This window comes from Paraburkholderia sediminicola, assembly GCF_046026895.1.
Lineage (GTDB): Bacteria > Pseudomonadota > Gammaproteobacteria > Burkholderiales > Burkholderiaceae > Paraburkholderia > Paraburkholderia sediminicola_C.
In genome coordinates, this window is record NZ_JAQQEU010000007.1 from 117,454 (window position 1) to 130,296 (window position 12,843).

The 12,843-nt window shown below is 66.3% G+C and carries 10 protein-coding genes and 2 pseudogenes; 3 read left to right on the top strand and 9 right to left on the bottom strand.

What is annotated here, in order from left to right; translation table 11 throughout:
- Positions 1-288: 288 nt before the first annotated feature.
- Together PQR02_RS07480 and PQR02_RS07485 are read right to left on the bottom strand one after the other, a co-directional pair.
- Positions 289-1,116 (bottom strand): alpha/beta fold hydrolase, encoded by an 828-nt coding sequence (locus tag PQR02_RS07480; protein WP_408227738.1) that lies wholly within the window; start codon positions 1,114-1,116, stop codon positions 289-291.
- 154 nt (positions 1,117-1,270) lie between these two features.
- Positions 1,271-1,408 (bottom strand): DUF3563 family protein, encoded by a 138-nt coding sequence (locus PQR02_RS07485; RefSeq protein ID WP_408227741.1) that lies wholly within the window; start codon positions 1,406-1,408, stop codon positions 1,271-1,273.
- A 740-nt stretch (positions 1,409-2,148) separates the two neighbouring features.
- On the opposite strand from PQR02_RS07485, the gene ygfZ reads away from it, so the two are divergent.
- Together ygfZ and PQR02_RS07495 are read left to right on the top strand one after the other, a co-directional pair.
- Positions 2,149-3,216, top strand: coding sequence for a CAF17-like 4Fe-4S cluster assembly/insertion protein YgfZ (ygfZ, locus tag PQR02_RS07490; RefSeq protein WP_408227744.1), 1,068 nt, complete (start codon positions 2,149-2,151; stop codon positions 3,214-3,216).
- A gap of 88 nt (positions 3,217-3,304) precedes the next feature.
- Positions 3,305-4,150, top strand: a complete 846-nt coding sequence (locus PQR02_RS07495; RefSeq protein WP_408227747.1) for an NRDE family protein — start codon at positions 3,305-3,307, stop codon at positions 4,148-4,150.
- A 99-nt stretch (positions 4,151-4,249) separates the two neighbouring features.
- On the opposite strand, the gene PQR02_RS07500 is transcribed toward PQR02_RS07495, so the two are convergent.
- From PQR02_RS07500 to PQR02_RS07520, 5 genes and pseudogenes are all read right to left on the bottom strand, one after another.
- Entirely contained in the window at positions 4,250-5,209 is a 960-nt protein-coding gene (locus PQR02_RS07500) for an alpha/beta hydrolase (protein ID WP_408227750.1), read from the bottom strand.
- A gap of 86 nt (positions 5,210-5,295) precedes the next feature.
- Complete coding sequence (locus PQR02_RS07505; RefSeq protein ID WP_408227753.1) at positions 5,296-6,216, bottom strand: SDR family oxidoreductase; 921 nt, start codon at positions 6,214-6,216, stop codon at positions 5,296-5,298.
- Positions 6,217-6,278: 62 nt separating this feature from the next.
- A complete protein-coding gene (locus PQR02_RS07510; RefSeq protein WP_408227756.1) occupies positions 6,279-7,277 on the bottom strand; it encodes an NADP-dependent oxidoreductase in 999 nt (332 codons plus the stop codon).
- 168 nt (positions 7,278-7,445) lie between these two features.
- Positions 7,446-7,934, bottom strand: coding sequence for a PaaI family thioesterase (locus PQR02_RS07515; protein WP_408227759.1), 489 nt, complete (start codon positions 7,932-7,934; stop codon positions 7,446-7,448).
- A 194-nt stretch (positions 7,935-8,128) separates the two neighbouring features.
- Positions 8,129-8,600, bottom strand: a pseudogene (locus PQR02_RS07520) (PLP-dependent aminotransferase family protein); the annotation flags it as partial.
- A gap of 115 nt (positions 8,601-8,715) precedes the next feature.
- On the opposite strand from PQR02_RS07520, the pseudogene PQR02_RS07525 reads away from it, so the two are divergent.
- Positions 8,716-9,236 (top strand): annotated as a pseudogene (locus PQR02_RS07525) (LEA/WHy family protein).
- A 142-nt stretch (positions 9,237-9,378) separates the two neighbouring features.
- On the opposite strand, the gene PQR02_RS07530 reads toward PQR02_RS07525, so the two are convergent.
- Positions 9,379-10,557, bottom strand: a complete 1,179-nt coding sequence (locus PQR02_RS07530) for an acetyl-CoA C-acyltransferase (protein WP_408227762.1) — start codon at positions 10,555-10,557, stop codon at positions 9,379-9,381.
- 147 nt (positions 10,558-10,704) lie between these two features.
- Complete coding sequence (locus PQR02_RS07535) at positions 10,705-12,789, bottom strand: 3-hydroxyacyl-CoA dehydrogenase NAD-binding domain-containing protein (RefSeq protein ID WP_408227765.1); 2,085 nt, start codon at positions 12,787-12,789, stop codon at positions 10,705-10,707.
- Between the last annotated feature and the right edge of the window lie 54 nt (positions 12,790-12,843).

The following is a 12,843-nucleotide window of genomic DNA, read 5'->3' on the forward strand; positions in this document are numbered from 1 at the left end:
GGACCGCGTTGAGAATCATAGACAGCTAGATTACGCGTCCAGATTCGCAGCGCCTACCGGTTGACTGCCCAGACCCGTGAGTTTGAACGTCCCGACAACTGGGCGGCAGATGCAATTGACGCGCGCCGACCCGCTACCGAAGTCCGAATTGCGACACGGGTAACGCGATGGTGCTCCCGCATGACGCCTCCTGGCCGATTTGTACCGAACGATGGACGACACGTCACGGACGGCGTTTTCGCAGAAGCCCTCGTTTGTCTGCTGTACGTGTTGATTGCTTAACCCCGCTTAACCCAAACGCCCCGCCCACGCCGCCGTTTCCGACTCGGCAATATGCCGCGCGATGGTCGCGTTGACCTTGTCGGCATGCGTGAGCGGCCCCATGTGTCCCGCACCCTCGACGATTGCAAGGCGCGCCGCGGGCAACAGCATCGGCAGGCGCTCGGCAATCGCGCGGGTCGGGAGGGGCGCGTGCTGGCCGCGCAAGATCAGCGCCGGCACACCCAGACTCGTGTACGCGCTTGCGGGCGTGCGTTCGTCGAGCAACGCGCGGAAGTCGAGTGGCGCCTTCGGAGCCCAGCGCGTGAGGGCGGCCTGCACCGAGGGCCGCAGCGCTTCCCATGCGCCCCCGCCGCCCCAGTAATCAACGAACGAAGCCGCCGCGCCCCGATAGTCGCCACAGCTCACGCGGTCGGCGGTGCGCTTCGAGATCGCGATGATTTCCGCAAGCGCGTGCGCTCCGTGCGCGCCCATCACCTTCAGCAGATGAAACACCGAGGGCTCGTAAAGCGTCAGGCTCGCGATCCGCTCCGGCCGCTCGACGGCCGCGCGCAACGCCACGCCACCGCCATATGAGTGCCCGACGAGATGCACCTTGCCCCGCGCGGCGTCGATGATCCCGATGGTCCTCGCGGCCTCGTCGGCGAGCGTGAACGCGCGCTCACCGCTCCACGGGCCCGTGCTATCGCAGCCGTAGTGCTCGGGCGCGACGAACGCGTGGCGCGAGCCGAGCGCCTCGCCGAGCTTGCGCCATTGTGCCGCTCCCGAGCCGGAGCAATGCAGGGCAATGACCGTCGTTGCGGAAGAGAAGACTTGTGATGCAATGGTGCTATTCATGGCGTTCACGGAACTCAGGAGTGGGGCACGCGGATGCCGGACCGGGGAAGGTCTCCACTATCGGCCCGGCGCGGGCGGCTGACTATGATCAGGACGCCGGCGCGCATGCTCCGGCGTCCTGATCGTTCAATGGCGGGTGCGTCGGCTTGTCACCTCAGTGGTCGATCTCCATTGAACGCATGCGGCGTTCGAGCTCGCCCATGTCGACGGCGGACGCGAGGTACGCGTCGCGACGGCTGTGCTCAGCGCGGTCGAGCGCCTTTCTCAGCAGCAGGAAAAGGTAGATGAACATGATGTTCTCCGGTCGGTGATCGGGTCGATTGCGTATCGGCACGAGCGAGCGCGATACGTGGGTCGTGCTACGGCTGGACGTTGTGTAAGGCAGAGTCCATGCCACATGGCAGCAAGCTCTGTCTGGCGGGCATTTCAGCGGTTCTGCGAGATGCGTATCGGGCGGAATGTCGGAGTGGGGCCAACACGTTTTCGAGGGGATGTGGCCGGGACAAACACTAGTTCAGGCGTGTCGCGCGCTGCCGCGGCTCTTAGCTGAGGATGACTCCGCAAGCTGGCCCGCAAACACCGGCGACTATTACCAGCGGCTCGATCGCGCAACGCATTCACCCGGCCCGGTGATACGCAGCGACGACCGGTGGGTGCACCGCGCAATCAGACCGCCAGTGCGCCCGCGTGGGAATCGGGAACGTCCGGTTCCACGACCTGCGCTACACGTGGGCGAGCTGGCACGTTCAGGCAGGGACACGGCTGGATTGGCTGGATCGGCTGAGGGGTTGGGGCGCAGGCGAAGTCCGAACACGTTCTCCGGTATGCTCATCTTGCGCCTGACCATCTGGCGGAACACGCCAACAGGGTCACGATCTCGGCACAACCGGATGCAGACAACCTGCAAACCCTCGCTGCATAAGCCTTGCAGAGGCATCATGCAAGTAGGGACATGCGGAGCGTAGCAAGGTTGGACTGCATATAATGCTTGTTTGCCTCAGCCAAAGTCAGAATTGACTGTTCTCCGAATCCATGAACACACCGCTCGCTACCGCTTCAGGCACCCCTTCAGGCAGCCCGTCCGGCACCCCTTCGCCCGCCGCGCTTGCCGTGCTGCCGCGCCCGTCGGCCGATGAATTCGATGCCGTGCTCCATCACGGCGCCTACATGCCCCTCACGCAATTCGGCGTGATCGATGCGACCGGCGACGAGGCGGCCAGCTTCCTGCACGGCCAACTGACCAACGACACCCAGCATCTGGACGCCGCCCACGCGCGTCTTGCCGGCTACTGCTCGGCCAAGGGCCGTCTGCTGGCGTCGTTCCTGACGTGGCGCAGCGGCGACACGATTCGCCTGCTGGTGTCGAAAGACGTGCAAGCGGCGGCGCAGAAGCGGCTCTCGATGTTCATCCTGCGCGCCAAGGCGAAGCTGGTCGACGCTAGCGGCGAGCTCGCCGTGGTCGGTCTTGCCGGCGACGTGCGTCGCGCGCTGTCCGGCGTGTTCGACGCGCTGCCCGACGGCGTGCACGTGCAGGTGGACGGCACGGCGGGCTCGCTGATTCGCGTGCCGGATGCGCTGCAACGGCTGCGCTATCTGTGGATCGGCCCGAAGGCGCAGGTCGAGGCGCTGCTGCCCTCGCTCGACGGCAAACTCAAGCGCGTGTCGCCGGCAGTGTGGGACTGGCTCGACATCCGCGCGGGCGAGCCGCGCATCACGCAGCCGGTGGTCGAACAGTTCGTGCCGCAGATGGTCAACTTCGACGTGCTCGGCGCGGTGAATTTCCGCAAGGGCTGCTATCCCGGCCAGGAAGTGGTCGCGCGCAGCCAGTATCGCGGCACGATCAAGCGGCGCACGTCGCTCGCCAACGTGGAGGGTGAACTGGCGAGCGTGCGGCCCGGCATGGAACTGTTCCATTCGGACGATCCGGGCCAGCCGTGCGGGATGATCGTGAACGCGGCATCGGCGCCAGGCGATGGGGTCGATCTGCTGGTCGAGATCAAGCTGGCGTCGCTCGAAAGCGGCTCGGTGCATCTGGGCGCGCCCGAGGGCCCGGCGCTACGCTTCCTCGCGCTGCCCTACGGTTTGCCGAGCGAGGTTTGACGCCTGCCATCACGCAAAGCGACGCAAGCAGGCGCCGCTTTATGCCGACTTCTGCAACGCCCACGCTCTCACCGGGAGAAGCTCCCCGATGTGCCTGATCGTTTTTGACTGGCGGCCCGACTCGCTCGACGGCGCGCTTTTCACGCTCGCCGCGAATCGCGACGAATTCTTTCGACGCACGGCCGAGCCGATCAACTGGTGGCGCGCCGCGCCGGGCGTGCTGGCGGGCCGCGACCTGGTGGGCGGCGGCACGTGGCTCGGCCTGTCGCGCGACGGCCGCTTCGCCGCGCTGACCAATTACCGCGCGCCGCACGAAATGCGCGCTGACGCGCCGACCCGCGGCACCCTCGTCAGCGACTGGCTGAGCCGCTCCGCAAGTGACTCGGAGGGCGGCCCGCACGAAAGCCCGCTCGCGTATCTGCACCACGTCGCGCGAACCGGCGACGTCTACAACGGTTTCAATCTGCTGGTGGGCGACTGGACGCGCCGCGAACTCGCCTGGTATTGCAACCGCGCGGACCGCGCGCCTGCCCTGCTCTCGCCCGGCACGCACGGCATCTCGAACGCGGTGCTCGATACCGCGTGGCCGAAGCTCGTGAAGAAGCGCACGGCACTGGGTACGCTGCTCACGCGCGACGCGATGCCGCCGCTCGAACGCCTGATCGATCTGATGCGCGACCCGCGTGTCGCGCGTGACGACGAATTGCCGTCCACCGGCATTCCGCTCGAACGTGAACGGGTGTTGTCGGCGGCGTTCATCGAGTCGCCGGACTACGGCACGCGCGGCACGACCGCGTTGCGCGTGAGCGCGCATGGCGAAGTGATCAGCGTGGCCGTCGCCGAGCGCAGCGACGACAACGGCTCGCATCGGATCGTGCGGCCCGGCGACTTCGAGCGCAGCTTCGCATTCAACATCGAACGTGAGATTGCGTGAAGCGTGCGTGAGGCGCGTTGCGTGGTCCGGCGGTCTGGACTCGTTCCTATGCTCTGAAGCCAACGCGCCGAACCCAACACGCTGAAACGAAACCCACGGCTACTCCAGCCCGAACGCCGCGCGCAAAGCCGCCGCGGCATCCGCATGCGCATGCGCGACCTCGGGCACGTAGCCGCCCATCTTGAAGAATTCGTGGATCATGCCCGGATAGCGCCTGAGCGTGACCTGATTGCCCAGCGCGCGCAGCTTCTCCGCGTACGCATCGCCCTCATCGCTCAACGGATCGTATTCGGCGGTCGCGATCCACGCCGGCGCGACGCCGCGAAAATCGGGCGCGCCGCGCTGACCGTCGAGCGGCGCGAAACGCCAGTCGTCGCGATCGTTTTCGTCGCGCACGTATTGCTCGAAGAACCATTGGATCGTGTCGCCCGACAGCAGGAAACCGTCCGCGAGGCGCGAGTGCGAATCGGTTTGCTGATGGCCGGTCGTGCCCGGATAGATCAGCAATTGCAGCACGAGCCGGATGCCCGCGTCGCGTGCGAGCACCGCGCAGACCGTCGCCAGCGTGCCGCCCGCGCTATCGCCGCCGAGCGCGAGCCGGTCCGCGTCGACGCCATATTCCGCGGCGTGCTCGCGCAGCCAGGTCAACGCGTCGAACGCGTCGTCGACCGCGGTGGGGAATTTGTGCTCCGGCGCGAGCCGATAGTCGACCGACAACACCGTGCATTGACCGTCGCGCGCGAACATCCGGCACAGCGCGTCATGCGTATCGACGCTGCCTACCGTGAAGCCGCCGCCGTGGTAGTACACGAGCGCCGGTGCGGGCTCGGCCCAACTCGGCTCGACCGCCTGATAAAGACGCGCGCGAATCGCTGCGCCTTCGCGCGTGGGGATCGACAGATCTTCCCGCGTGAACATCGGCGCGCTCGCGATCTCCAGGATCGGCGCGCTTTTTTCGTATGACGCGCGCGCCTGTTGCGCGCTCATCTGATGGTATGGCGGACGCTTGGCCCGCTCGATCATGTCGAGCACCTGCTCGATCTTCGGATTCAACGGCATGGTGCGGGTGGCGCATCGGGGCGGCGCCTGCGCGCCGGTGGTTGAAAAGAGCCGGCCCGCAAGATGCCGGCGATGGCTTCGAGCGCCTAACCGGCGTTCTTTACTTCTGGCTTGAGCGACATCGGATCGGTGGGTTCGCGCAATTGCTCGATGTCTTCGTGACGCAGCTTCACGGTCGCCATGATGCCAGGATGCGTGACGATGTAAAAGCGCCGCGCGGCGATCGCTTCGAACGTGATGTCGGCGACATCGGCGGCGCTCAGCTTGCCCGCCTGCACCGCGCGGTGCAACTGCCGGTGCGCGGCGATCTGCGAGCGGGTCGGCGCACCTGCGTTGCGCAGCGCCGACGGACGCGCGCGTTCCGCGTCGGCGATGCCGGTCGGCACGAAGGCCGGGCACAACAGCGAACAGCCGACCTGCGGCCCGGCCGTCTGCGTGCCTGCCGCCGTCCCCGTCACTGGCGCGACTGGCGCCTGCGCCAGTTGCAGGTCGTGATAAAGCGTCTCGGTCAACGACACCACCGCGTGTTTCGACGCGTTGTAGACGCCCATCGCGGGCGGCGACAGCAAGCCCGCGACCGACGCCGTGTTGACGATGTGCGCGGGCTCGTTCTGCGCCAGCATGATCGGCGTGAAGACCCGCACGCCGTGCGCGACGCCCATCACGTTGACGCCGAACACCCACGACCAGTCGTTCGCCGGGCTTTCCCACACGAAGCCGCCCGCGCCCACGCCCGCGTTGCTGAACAGCAGATGGACCTTGCCGAACGCGGCGAGCGCCGCTTGCGCGAGCGCTTCGACCTGGGCCGCGTCCGACACGTCGGTCGGCACGCCGATCGCGTCGGCGCCGCGCTCGCGCAGCGCGTCGACGGTTTGCGCGAGCGCGGCGGGATTCACATCGGCGAGCACCAGCTTCATGCCGAGCGACGCGCCCTTCTGCGCGAACGCCTGGCCCAAGCCGCTGGCCGCCCCGGTGATCACCGCTACCTTGCCTGCGAATTCGAACATCGTCTGACTCCCGGATTGAGTAGCACCTCGCGCGTGCGTGTGCTTTTCGAGTGCGGCGCCGCTCAGATCAGCTTGACGAGTTGCTTGCCGAAGTTCTTGCCTTTGAGCAGGCCGATGAACGCCTCGGGCGCTGCATCTAGCCCTTGCGCGATGGTCTCGCGATACTGCAGTTTTTTCTGCGCGACCAGCGTGCCGAGTTGCTTGAGCGCTTCCGGCCACACGTCCATATGCTCGCTGACGATGAAGCCTTGCACGAGCAGCCGCTGCGTGAGCATCTGCGCCGGGTTCTTGAGCGGCATCGGGTGACCGTCATAGCCCGCGATGAATCCGCACAACGCAATGCGGCCGAACGCGTTCATGCGCGCGAGCGTCACGTCGAGCACTTCGCCGCCGACGTTCTCGAAATAGCCGTCCACGCCGTCCGGCGTCACGGCCTTGAGTTCCTGATACAGATTGCCCGCCTTGTAATCGACGCATGCGTCGAAGCCGAGCGTCTCGACCACGTAGCGGCACTTGTCCGCGCCGCCCGCGATGCCCACCGCGCGCGCGCCGGCCAGCTTCGCCAGTTGACCGACCACGCTGCCCACCGCGCCGCTCGCCGCGCTGACCACCACGGTCTCGCCCGCTTTCGGCGCGATGATCCGGTTCAGCCCATACCATGCAGTGACGCCGGGCATGCCGACCGGGCCGAGATAGGCCGATAGCGGCACATGCGTGTCGTCGACTTTCTGCACGCCGGCTCCGTTCGAGGTGCCATATTCCTGCCAGCCGAACATCGCCACGACCTTGTCGCCGACCGCGAACTTCGGATTCTTCGACTCGACCACTTCACCGACCGTGCCGCCGATCATCACTTCGTTCAGCGGCTGCGGCGTCGCGTACGACTTGCTGTCGTTCATGCGTCCGCGCATGTACGGATCGAGCGACAGCAAGTGATTGCGCACGCGCAACTCGCCATCCGCCAGGGGCGCGAGCGGCGTTTCGACAAGCCGGAAATTGTCGGGCGTGACCGCGCCTTGCGGACGCGAAGCGAGCACGAGTTGACGGTTGATCTGGGGCATGACGGTCGTCTCCACGAGTTATCGATGTGTTAGCGGTGAGTTGGCGATGCGTTAGCGATCGGGTTGGTGAATGGGCTGAACGGCGAGCGTGGTAGGCATGACAGGCGCGCGTGGCTCACCGGGCTCACGCGCTTTGCCATGGTCGCACGATGGTCGCGCGGCGCTCGATCAACCGTCGCTCGGGCCGGGTTTCGCCGACGGGTCGCTGCGCAAGCGCTGCTGCGTCACGTCGCGACCGACCGCCAGGCGTCGCATGTATTTGAAGGTGCCGAGCGCCTTGGCGACGAAGTGGCCTTCGCTGTCGCGGATCTCTCCTTCGCAATAGGCCATGGTGGTCGAGCGGTGCAGTACGCGGCCGGTCGCGCGCAGCTCGCCGCGGCCCGGCTGCATGAAGTTGACCTTCATTTCGACGGTGACGACGCCCACGCCGTCGCCGGCCAGACTGCGCGCGGCCATCGCGAGCGCGACATCGGCGAGCGTCATCGTGACGCCGCCGTGAGCGACGTCCCACGTGTTCATGTGATCGGGCTGCAACGGCAGCACGACTTCGCTGACGCCGTCGGCGGCCGAGCGCAACTGCGCGCCGAGACGATCGACGAACGGGCTCTCGGGCAGCGATGGCGCGCCTCTTTGGGGGGATGAGGATGAATCGGTCATTGCGTATTCAGGGTTCGTTGTCGGCACAGAGAACTGTGGCCGATGGGACTGGCGTCTTCGTCGAGCCTTAACCTCACAATATGATGAATCGTGAAATCGGCCTCGCTGCGTGGCTTCGTATCACGACTCGTCGCGTCCTGTTGCATCCGGAAGCGCGGCGAGCCGCAGGCGCGCGCAGCAGGAAATGATACCCGCTATCGCACCGGCGCATGGGCGGCCAGCCTTTGCGCAAGGCGCCCCAAGCGCCGCACCGCTTCGTCGGCCAGATCGAGATCCGTGCTCGGGCAACTCGAACGGATGAAGTGATCGAAACGCCCCGCGTTCGGAAACACCGTCCCTGGCATGATGCGAATACCGTCATCCAGTGCGGCGTCGAAAAGCGCCGCCGACGACCCCTTGCGACAGCTGCTCGTTGTGCCGCGACTGCGCGAACTTCAGCATGCCGATGCGCGGATGCCAGCGTCCGCCGTTGGTCCAGCCGACCCGCATGCCGGGCGCCAGCGTCTTGTTGAACGACGTGCAGTGGATCTCCGTGCCGTCGGTGTCCCAGGCTTTCAGCGATCTGGGCGGCTGCGCGGCGTCGACGAGTTCGCGGTACGGATCGTCCTCGATCAGCGCGATGCCGGCGCGCGCGCAGAGTTCGACGAGGCTCGCCTTGTGCGCATCATCGTCTGGCCGCGCTCGTCAGAACACGGTGGCGGCGCGCCGCCTGAAACGCTCTGCCCGCGCGATGCCGCCCGGTACAATGCGTGATCAACCCGCTTCCTACGAGGTGCTGGTCATGTCCTTGCCGCGCGCGCCGCTGTCCAGCGGTCTGTCGGGTCTTTATCGGCTGCTCGCCGTCTCCACATTTTTCACGCTTGTTACTCTGACGCTCAATGGCTGCGCCGGGATGTTCGGCGGCGATCCGTTGCGCGTCAGCGTGGCCGGCATCGAACCGCTCCCCAGCCAGGGGCTGGAGATGCGCTTCAACGTCAAACTGCGCGTGCAGAATCCCAACGACTCCACGGTCAGCTTCAACGGCGTGTCGCTCGATCTCGAACTGAACGGCAAGCCGTTCGCCAGCGGCGTCAGCGATCAGGCGGGCACCGTGCAGCGCTTCGCCGAAACCCTCGTCACCGTGCCGCTAACCGTGCCGGCATTCGCCGCCGTTCGCCAGGCCTTCGCGGTCGCCGACGCCGCGCAGTCGGGGTGGTTCCATACATCCTGCGCGGCAAGCTCGCGGGCGGCATGACGGGCACGACGCGCTTCACCAATCAGGGCACGTTGAGCCTGCCATCGCCGGGAGCGGGTTCGCAGTGATCCCGGCGATTCCTTCGGGCAACTGATCCTCGTGAACCACGCGAACAAAAAAAACGAACCCCACGGATTCGGCGCGGATTTCCCGCTACCGCACCGAACCCGCAGCGCCCGCCCTCTCAGGTCCGCACCAGCGGGGCCCGCCTCAAACCACTTCGAACAACCCCGCCGCGCCCTGCCCGCCGCCGATGCACATTGTCACGACGACCAGCTTCGCGCCGCGCCGCTTGCCTTCGATCAGCGCATGGCCGGTGAGCCGCGCGCCGGACACGCCATACGGATGCCCGACCGCAATCGCGCCGCCGTTCACGTTCAGGCGATCCTGGGGAATGCCGAGCTTGTCCGCGCAATACAGCACTTGCACCGCGAACGCCTCGTTCAATTCCCACAGGTCGATGTCCTCGACCTTCAGACCCGCCTGCTTGAGCAGCTTCGGCACCGCGAACACCGGGCCGATGCCCATTTCGTCCGGCTCGCAGCCCGCCACCGCGAAGCCGCGGAAAATGCCGAGCGGCTGCAGCCCTTCACGCTCCGCGACTTTCGCGTTCATCACGACGCAAGCCGACGCGCCGTCCGAAAACTGGCTCGCGTTGCCGGCGGTGACCACGCCGCCCGGCATCGCGGTGCGAATCTTCGACACGCCTTCGAGCGTCGTGTCGGCGCGAATGCCTTCGTCGCTGCCGACGGTCACTTCTTTCGTGTACAGACGGCCACTCGCTTTGTCGGCGACGCCGGCGAGCACCGTCAACGGCACGATCTCGTCCTTGAACCTGCCTGCTTCGAGCGCGGCCGCCGCGCGCTGCTGCGAGCGCACGCCGTACTCGTCCTGACGTTCCTTCGAGATCGAATAGCGCTTCGCGACGTTCTCGGCGGTCTGCAACATCGACCAGTAGATTTCCGGCTTGTTTTTGCTGAGCCAGCCTTCGGCCATCATGTGGCGGTTCATCTCGTTCTGCACGCACGAGATCGACTCCACGCCGCCGGCGACGAACACGTCGCCTTCACCGGCGATCACGCGTTGCGCGGCGAGCGCGATAGTTTGCAATCCCGAAGAACAGAAACGGTTCACCGTCATGCCCGGCACACTGACCGGCAAGCCGGCGCGCAATGCGATCTGCCGCGCGATGTTGCCGCCCGTCGCGCCTTCCGGATTCGCGCAGCCCATGATCACGTCCTCGACGCGCGCCGGGTCGAGCTTCGCGCGCTCGACGGCGGCCTGCGTCACGTGGCCGCCGAGCGTCGCGCCGTGCGTCATGTTGAAACCGCCGCGCCATGATTTGGCAAGGCCCGTGCGGGCGGTCGATACGATTACTGCGTCAGTCATGCATTTCTCCTACTTCCAGATGTCGATGGTGGCGCGCCGGCAAATCGCGGGGCGATTTGCGCTCCGATTCGCGCAACAAGGTACGCTGCGAATCAGGAGGCGGAACGCGCCACCCCAGTCGTTTGATCCGAGGGGCCCTCGGCTCGCTCAGCCGTTGAACCCGCGGCCTTCGGCCGCCAGCCTCGCGATGCCCGGCGCGAGTTGCCACGCGTCGCCGTTCGGCCGCGCCGCGTAACGGCGGATCGCGCGCTCCACGTTGTAGAGGCCGACCGTGTCCGCGTACAGCATCGGGCCGCCGCGATAGAGCGGGAAGCCGTAGCCGGTCAGATAGACCATGTCGATGTCCGACGCTTTCGACGCAATGCCTTCTTCGAGAATCTTCGCGCCTTCGTTGACGAGCGCGAACACGAGGCGCTCGACGATTTCCTCGTCGCTGATCTTGCGGCGCTCGCCGTCGATTTCTTGCGAGTACGCGCCGATCATCTCGTCGACCACTTTCGACGGATACGCGGTGCGGTCGCCCGCCTTGTAGTCGTACCAGCCGCCGCCGGTCTTCTGCCCGAAGCGCCCCATCTCGCACAGACGGTCGGCGATCTTCGAATAATGGATATCAGGACGTTCCTGATAGCGGCGCTTGCGGATCGCCCAGCCGATGTCGTTGCCGGCCAGATCGCTCATGCGGAACGGGCCCATCGCGAAACCGAACTTCTCGATGGCCTTGTCCACCTGTGCGGGCAGCGCGCCTTCTTCGAGCATGAAGAGCGCCTGACGCACGTACTGCTCGATCATCCGGTTGCCGATGAAGCCGTCGCACACGCCGGACACCACCGCCGTCTTCCTGATCTTCTTCGCGAGCTGCATCACGGTGGCGAGCACGTCTTTGGCGGTCTCCTTGCCGCGCACCACTTCGAGCAGCTTCATCACGTTGGCCGGGCTGAAGAAGTGCAGGCCGACCACGTCGTGCGGACGCTTCGTGAACGCGGCGATCTTGTCGACGTCGAGCGTCGACGTATTCGATGCGAGGATCGCGCCGGGCTTGGCGACTTCGTCCAGACGCTTGAACACCTGCTCTTTCACGCCGAGTTCTTCGAACACGGCTTCGACGATCAGGTCGGCGCTCTTCAGGTCGTCGTAGGAAAGCGTGGGCGTGATCAGCGCCATCCGCTGTTCGAGCGCTTCCGGCTTCAACTTGCCTTTCTTGACGGTGGCTTCGTAGTTCTTGCGGATCGTCGCGAGGCCATGGTCGAGCGCTTCCTGTTTCGTTTCCAGCAGCGTGACCGCAATACCCGCGTTGACGAAGTTCATCGCGATGCCGCCGCCCATCGTGCCCGCGCCGATCACGGCCACCCGGCTGATGTCGCGCAGCGGCGTATCGGCGGGCACATCGGGAATCTTGCTGGCCGCGCGTTCGCCGAAGAACGCGTGGCGCAGCGCGCGGCTTTCCGGCGTCCGCACCAGCGCGACAAAGCATTCGCGCTCGAACGCGAGGCCCTTGTCGAAACCGTTCTGCACGCCCGCCTCGACGGCGTCGATACATTTGTGCGGCGCCGGGAAGTTCTTCGCGATCGCCGCCACGCTATTGCGCGCGAACTGGATGAAACCGGCCGCGTTCGGGTGCTCGATCTGGCGATCGCGCACCTTCGGATGGGGGCCTTCCTTGGCGCCGACCTTGCGGGCGAACCCGAGCGCCGCCTCCAGCAGATCGCCTTGCACGATTTCGTCGAACAGGCCCGAGTCGGCCAGCTTCTCCGACAGCACCGGCGCGCCGGAGACGATCATGTTGAGCGCGGCTTCGAGGCCGATTGCGCGCGGCAGGCGCTGCGTGCCGCCCGCGCCCGGCAGGATGCCGAGCTTCACTTCCGGCAGCGCGATCTGCGCGCCGGGCGCGGCGATGCGGTAATGCGCGCCGAGCGCCAACTCCAGGCCGCCGCCCATCGCGACACTGTGGATGGCTGCGATCACCGGCTTCGCGCTGCCTTCGACGAGCTTGATGACCGTGGCGAGCGTCGGCTCCTGAGTGGCTTTCGGCGTATTGAATTCGGTGATGTCGGCGCCGCCCGAGAAGGCCTTGCCCGCGCCGGTCAGCACGATGGCCTTCACGGCCGGGTCGTTCTGCGCGCGCTCGATCCCCTCGACGATGCCCGCCCGCGTCGACAGGCCGAGGCCGTTCACCGGAGGATTGTTCAGCGTGATGACGGCCACGCCGTCTTGAGTTGTGTAATTCACTGCCATCTGCCTGCCTCCATGCGATCCATGCCAATCATGCGATTAGGCGGCGCATTGCGC

Coding starts and splice junctions, on each gene's coding strand:
- PQR02_RS07480 (WP_408227738.1), bottom strand. CDS start 1,116: ATGAATAGCACCATTGCATCACAAGTCTTCTCTTCCGCAACGACGGTC.
- PQR02_RS07485 (WP_408227741.1), bottom strand. CDS start 1,408: ATGTTCATCTACCTTTTCCTGCTGCTGAGAAAGGCGCTCGACCGCGCT.
- ygfZ (WP_408227744.1), top strand. CDS start 2,149: ATGAACACACCGCTCGCTACCGCTTCAGGCACCCCTTCAGGCAGCCCG.
- PQR02_RS07495 (WP_408227747.1), top strand. CDS start 3,305: ATGTGCCTGATCGTTTTTGACTGGCGGCCCGACTCGCTCGACGGCGCG.
- PQR02_RS07500 (WP_408227750.1), bottom strand. CDS start 5,209: ATGCCGTTGAATCCGAAGATCGAGCAGGTGCTCGACATGATCGAGCGG.
- PQR02_RS07505 (WP_408227753.1), bottom strand. CDS start 6,216: ATGTTCGAATTCGCAGGCAAGGTAGCGGTGATCACCGGGGCGGCCAGC.
- PQR02_RS07510 (WP_408227756.1), bottom strand. CDS start 7,277: ATGCCCCAGATCAACCGTCAACTCGTGCTCGCTTCGCGTCCGCAAGGC.
- PQR02_RS07515 (WP_408227759.1), bottom strand. CDS start 7,934: ATGACCGATTCATCCTCATCCCCCCAAAGAGGCGCGCCATCGCTGCCC.
- PQR02_RS07530 (WP_408227762.1), bottom strand. CDS start 10,557: ATGACTGACGCAGTAATCGTATCGACCGCCCGCACGGGCCTTGCCAAA.
- PQR02_RS07535 (WP_408227765.1), bottom strand. CDS start 12,789: ATGGCAGTGAATTACACAACTCAAGACGGCGTGGCCGTCATCACGCTG.